Origin of the sequence: Moorena sp. SIO4A1, from assembly GCF_010672065.1 — a bacterium.
GTDB lineage: Bacteria > Cyanobacteriota > Cyanobacteriia > Cyanobacteriales > Coleofasciculaceae > Moorena.
Map to the genome: position 1 here is coordinate 1 of NZ_JAAHHX010000019.1, position 4,458 is coordinate 4,458.

Consider the following 4,458-nt stretch of genomic DNA (forward strand, 5'->3'; position numbering starts at 1 on the left):
AGTAAACAAAGTTACGGGCTGGTACAGCTGCTTGAAAATCCCTGCTGGTTTTGCTCATTGAGCCTCAGTTTTCTTTAGCTTCAAAAATGCCCTAGCTTTGGCGATTCTGATAATATGCTCTAAATATTGATAATGTTGCCAGAGCTGTTCTTCTGCTGGAGTCAAACCCACTGTCCGATTTTTCTCTAAGAGGATAGATAGCTGAGATTGTAAGGCTTCTGAGGGCCGTAGAGCAATAATAGCTGATTCTGTAGGGAGACTTGCCAAAAATTCCAAAACTTCAGCCATACCGGAAAAACCTTCTTGAGGAATAGCATTAAATTCTCGCAATCCTAAGGCTAGGATTTCAGGTAGCTGATCACAAAAGGGTTGAAGCTGAGTTACTACTTCATCAGGTAGATCAAAGGTAACTTCCATTAGCTTTTCTTTCTGGGATTGTTATGGCTTTAAATCCATTCTAGTGATTCAATCATGGATGTAGGACTCTTTGAAATCCTGTAAAGGGCAGCTTTTAAGGCAGTCTGAATTGGCACTGATACTAAATAGTCTCCGCCTGCCGGGGATGAGGGATTGGGGATGTCGAGTTGGTCATCTCACCTCTTGCACTAGTACAAATGAACCACTTGCCAAGCAGTAGGCACAGATGAGAGAAAAGGGCGTGCAAACAATAGAAACAATAGATAGCTTGAACTTTGGTTTCAATTCTTGCCCACGCCCAAAGCGAGCGTGTATACCCTACTCGGATTGATGCCGAGTGCCTACCAACGGGATAGCAAACAGCCCGTTACTAGGATTGTTTTTACAAGCTATAGGACATCCACTGCCAGAATATTGTCAAGGTCATTTCTGCTAGCGCCAATTGTCGATTTCTCAATGAATACCATTGGTCAACCCGTGAAATGATTCGACAGGTGCGACAAGGAGTTATAGCCGAACTGCTATCCTACAAACCTTGCATGACGAAGACCATGTTTGCAGGTAATTATTGACTTGACTAGCTAAGAGTTACGAGGAAAGTTCAAAGCAAATGAGTCCCTCATCAGTGTTTTCAATCGCAAACTTCGATTGCACCTGGTCGTGCTGTACCTGGTGGTGGTATCGGCGGTGGCCTTGGAATTTCCGAGTCTTTCGCGGTATTGGCACAACAACACAAGCACAACTAGGTTTGCGGTTGGTACGACTATTGCCTAAAACCTTAACTCATCGCTTTGCTGGTGATGGTATTAGCAGATACCGCTTTCTGTAGTGTAGAATTTTGGCGAGGCATCCGCAAGCTCAGATATCACGCTGTAGTTGGAGTCCGCCGTGACCGTAAACTGGTTGATGGACGCCAACTATCTAGTCTCTACAAGCGAGGGCAACAAGTTCGGCTTGAGGGCAAACCCAAAGTTGTTTCCATTTCTTGGTTCTATCTCAAGCGTGACGGCAAATGGAAGAAGCGCTTTGTCCTCTCTACATTACCTATGAAAGCCAGCACTATCAACTGGTGGGGCAAGCGCAGGTGGCCTATTGAGGGCTGGTAAAAGAGCTGCTAAGCATCGTTAAGCGACTGCATCGCTAGCTTGCGCAAACCAAACTAGGGATGTACCGTTGGCTGATTTTATCAATGATAGCCTACCTGTTGGCACACTGGGCTTATCTTTCTACTGATTCAACCACCTTGCCCGATTGGGCAAGAGCAGATTTAATTATCGATTTGGGAATTTGGAATCGGCAAACTGGTCTCGGTTATACTTTCAGTTCCTCCACTGTATTTAAGTTGCCCAATGGCGCAAATCGTTCTCCTGATTGCGCTTGGATTCAAAGGGAACGTTGGGAAGCCCTTACCCCAGAACAAAGACGCAAGTTTCCCCCGATTGTACCGGATTTTGTGATTGAGTTAAGGTCAGCAACGGATGATTTGGAAATGCTGCGTTCTAAGATGGGGGAATATAGGGATGTAGGGGTACAGTTGGGATGGTTGATTAATCCCCAACAGCAGCAAGTGGAAATTTATTGTCAAGGGCAAGAGGTAGTGGTGCGAAACCTTCCCACGGAATTATCTGCTGAGAATCTATTGCCTGGATTTAGGTTACGTTTACCCAGATACTTGTAGGGCGACAGGAATATAGGTTTTGCTCATTGAGCCTTAGCCTTTAGCTTCAAAAATGCCCTAGCTTTGGCGATTCTGATAATATGCTCTAAATATTGATAATGTTGCCATAGTTGTTCCTCGGCTANGCGCTTCCGCTAACGTTAGGGAGTGCGACAAGCGCTAATTTATTCCTAATGGTTTCTGGCTCAGAGCGTGAACATCAATTGAGTAAAGTCTATCATAATTTAGAGACAAATAGTAATCAACTAAAAGAACCTGATATAGCGTTTGGATATCGGTTGTGAAGATACTTCCAAAGGCCAATAGGCAAGAGGCAATAGGCAATAGGCAATAGGCAATAGGCAATAGGCAATAGGCAATAGGCAATAGGCAATAGGTGGGTGCATCTCATATTTGAAAATTTTGTGTAGTGGCGTGGCACAGCTAATTTGGTGCAACGCCGCGTAGGTTGGGTTGAAGAATGAAACCCAACACCAGTAACGCTTTGTTGGGTTTCCCTACCGCTCAACCCAACAAACGTTTTTAGGTGTGCCACGCCAGTAGTGGCGTGGCACAGCTAATTTGGTGCAACGCCGCGTAGGTTGGGTTGAAGAATGAAACCCAACACCAGTAACGCTTTGTTGGGTTTCCCTACCGCTCAACCCAACCTACGTTTTTAGGTGTGCCACGCCAGTAGGGTGCGTTAGGGGGGGTTCTCATTTTCCGCCTCTAACGCCAGGGTTGGCACAGCCCGCCCCGTAACGCACCACCGGGTCAAACAGCAAAAGCGATGCAGCGCGGTCTTGGGGAGGCAGCGCGGTCTTGGGGGTCTCCCCCACTCGCGCTTTGCCGTGGTTTCCCCCACTCGCGCTTTGCATCAAGACAATGATATGCACCCCAAAAGGTTACTGTGCTCTATCTTTTTTATTTGATTTCAGAGATGATTATTAGTAAACTTGAAAAATATTATATACCATACTCATGAAGTACATTAAAGAAAATTATGCTAAATAAATTTAATTGGAACAAAACAACTACTGCAATAGGCTTGATTCTTTCCGCTGTTGGTATTGTCGTCGGTCTTTTTGCATCAGAAATCAGATGCTTGATTCCAATTATAAACCAAACTTGTCCAAAAGGGCATTGCAAATCGTTATTCAATAACAATCCAAGAATTTTAACAAAATATAATCGTACAGATCTTGAACATCTAGAGTTTGGCGAAGTCGAAGATATAAATATCATAGAAAGTGGTGAAGATATATTGGTAACAGGGATAGTGTATCTTCTTAAGCATCCATATCCTGGAAACAAGAACCTAGAAGAAATCTCAGGAACAAGTCTTATATATCCTCATAAGTTTCCCAATAATCCTGTAAGAATTCAAATCAACTATAATAAAAACGATACATGGAATTTAGATTGGTATCATTTTTCAGGCGAAAGATTAGAGGGTGAGGGCACATGTCAAAATGCTCAAAAAGCAACAGGAAATATGGAATACCTCAACGGGAGTCATACTTACAATATAATTTTTGAACGTATTCAACAATAAAACTCTGGAAATTAGAAAACGTGTCGTTGATTTACGGGTGCATCAAGACAAGGATTAGTATATATACCCGGTGGTGCGTTACGGGACGGGCTGTTCCAATACTAGCGGTGCGTTACGGGACGGGCTGTGCCAACCCTGGCGTTAGAGGCGGAAAATGAGGGTGAGCCCGTCCCTAACGCACCCTACGGAACTGTTTACAACTCAAAACTCACCATGGATATTCTCTACGACCATCAAATGTTTGCCATCCAGAAATTTGGTGGTATATCCCGAATTTTTATTGAGTTAATGCGAGAGTTATCGCCCAACTCTGAGTGCTCAATTCATTGGCATTCCCCAGACCCGACCCTAGTTAACTTGCGCTCTTGGTTAGGGAGAAAGCTACCTATCGATTGGGTGTGCAGAAAGCTTTCTATTACAATTTATGGAATAACATATAGTTTCTTTTTATTTGTGTTAATTTATGTTTATTTGGGTAAAAACCCAGAGTAAAAATTATTATTAATGATATGGCTAAAGTAACCGTAACTCTCTATATGGAAGAAAAAGACAAAGAAGCGCTTCAACGATTGGCAGATGCCGAAGAGCGCTCCTTGTCCCAAATGGCAGTACTAATTCTTAAACGAGCAATAAAAAAAGCTGAGCAGGCAGGTGACATACCACCCAAGGACTAATGAGAGAAGGGGTAACAGTGTGGGGTGTGGGGTGTGGGGTGTAGGGTGTGGGGTGTAGGGTGTAGGGTGTAGGGTGTAGGGTGTAGGAAAAACTTTTTTTTGGAACTAAGGCAATCATTGTCTTAATGCACTTGCTCATGGGGATTTCCCCCTGT

The 4,458-nt window shown here is 43.8% G+C and carries 8 protein-coding genes; 6 read left to right on the forward strand and 2 right to left on the reverse strand.

Annotation, left to right across the window (positions count from 1 at the left end; genetic code table 11):
* Positions 1–54: 54 nt before the first annotated feature.
* On the reverse strand, positions 55–417 hold the full coding sequence (locus tag F6K53_RS15790; RefSeq protein WP_075896837.1) for a hypothetical protein: 363 nt from the start codon (positions 415–417) through the stop codon (positions 55–57).
* Positions 418–1,027: 610 nt separating this feature from the next.
* On the opposite strand from F6K53_RS15790, the gene F6K53_RS15795 reads away from it, so the two are divergent.
* From F6K53_RS15795 to F6K53_RS15805, 3 genes are read left to right on the forward strand one after another with little or no spacing between them, the layout of a single operon-like run.
* Positions 1,028–1,246, forward strand: coding sequence for a hypothetical protein (locus F6K53_RS15795; RefSeq protein ID WP_293081301.1), 219 nt, complete (start codon positions 1,028–1,030; stop codon positions 1,244–1,246).
* Positions 1,218–1,523, forward strand: coding sequence for a hypothetical protein (locus F6K53_RS15800; RefSeq protein ID WP_198954003.1), 306 nt, complete (start codon positions 1,218–1,220; stop codon positions 1,521–1,523). Before F6K53_RS15795 ends, F6K53_RS15800 begins: the two co-directional genes overlap by 29 nt.
* Positions 1,524–1,582: 59 nt before the next feature.
* Positions 1,583–2,095 carry a Uma2 family endonuclease gene (locus F6K53_RS15805; protein WP_293081304.1) on the forward strand — a complete coding sequence of 171 codons (513 nt, stop codon included), beginning with the start codon at positions 1,583–1,585 and terminating at the stop codon, positions 2,093–2,095.
* Between the two features lie 245 nt (positions 2,096–2,340).
* Here the strand turns inward: F6K53_RS15805 and F6K53_RS15810 are convergent, their stop codons facing one another.
* Positions 2,341–2,481, reverse strand: a complete 141-nt coding sequence (locus tag F6K53_RS15810) for a hypothetical protein (RefSeq protein WP_293081306.1) — start codon at positions 2,479–2,481, stop codon at positions 2,341–2,343.
* 596 nt (positions 2,482–3,077) lie between these two features.
* On the opposite strand from F6K53_RS15810, the gene F6K53_RS15815 reads away from it, so the two are divergent.
* The 3 genes from F6K53_RS15815 (at position 3,078) to F6K53_RS15825 (ending at position 4,303) form a co-directional block, all read left to right on the forward strand.
* Positions 3,078–3,629, forward strand: a complete 552-nt coding sequence (locus tag F6K53_RS15815) for a hypothetical protein (protein WP_293081309.1) — start codon at positions 3,078–3,080, stop codon at positions 3,627–3,629.
* 126 nt (positions 3,630–3,755) lie between these two features.
* Positions 3,756–4,121 carry a hypothetical protein gene (locus F6K53_RS15820; protein ID WP_293081312.1) on the forward strand — a complete coding sequence of 122 codons (366 nt, stop codon included), beginning with the start codon at positions 3,756–3,758 and terminating at the stop codon, positions 4,119–4,121.
* Between the two features lie 17 nt (positions 4,122–4,138).
* Positions 4,139–4,303 carry a ribbon-helix-helix protein, CopG family gene (locus F6K53_RS15825; protein WP_293061237.1) on the forward strand — a complete coding sequence of 55 codons (165 nt, stop codon included), beginning with the start codon at positions 4,139–4,141 and terminating at the stop codon, positions 4,301–4,303.
* Positions 4,304–4,458: the final 155 nt, after the last annotated feature.